General features: G+C 67.3%; 1 protein-coding gene. It reads right to left on the reverse strand.

The genetic code is table 11. The features are described from left to right. On the reverse strand, window positions 1-913 hold a 913-nt coding region (locus tag AC5RWX_RS33795; RefSeq protein WP_494100502.1), incomplete at both ends, for a PEP/pyruvate-binding domain-containing protein.

Here is a 913-nt window from a genome sequence, read left to right on the forward strand (position 1 = left end):
CTGCCGGGGGCGCGGCGGGACTGCACCGTTTCCGGGCGGGCCTGCAGGATGTACAGGCCGCCGTCGATCCCGTCCTTGCCCCACTCGATGTCCATGGGCCGGCCGTAGTGGTTTTCGATGGCCACGGCGTGGCGGGCGAGCTGCTCCACGTCCTCGTCGCTGAGGCTGAAGCGGTTCCGCAGCGAAGCCTCAACAGGAACAAAGTCGATGGTGCGGCCAATCTCCTGGCTGCTGGTGTAGGTCATCTGCAGGGCCTTCTCGCCCAGGCCGCGCTTGAGGATGGCGGGGCGGCCCGCCTGCAGCGCCGGCTTGTACACGTAGAACTCGTCCGGGTTCACCGCACCCTGGACCACGGCCTCGCCGAGCCCGTAGGAGGAGGTAACGAACACGGCGTCCTGGAAGCCTGATTCGGTGTCCATGGTGAACATAACGCCGGAGGCGCCGACGTCGGAACGCACCATCCGCTGCACGCCCGCCGAGAGTGCCACGTCCGCGTGCTCGAACTTGTGGTGCACCCGGTAGGCGATGGCACGGTCGTTATAGAGCGACGCGAACACATCCTTGATGGCGGCCAGGATGTTCTCAATCCCGCGCACGTTCAGGAAGGTTTCCTGCTGGCCGGCGAAGGACGCATCGGGAAGGTCTTCCGCCGTCGCGCTGGACCGCACGGCCCAGGACAGGTCATCGGAGCCCCCGTGCTTCTCCACCAGCTCCCGGTAGGCGTTCCGGAGCTGCTCCTCGAAGTCCGGCAGGAAGCGGGTCTGGCGCACCAGGGTCCGGATGTCCTGGCCGGCAGCTGCCAGGGCGGTCACGTCATCGGTGTCCAGGCCCACCAGCCGGTCGGCAATCTGCTGGTCAAGACCGGACTCGGCCAGAAAGCGGCGGTAGGCATCCGCAGTGGTGGCGAACCCGT

Source organism: Arthrobacter sp. SPT-J7 (genome assembly GCF_059089965.1).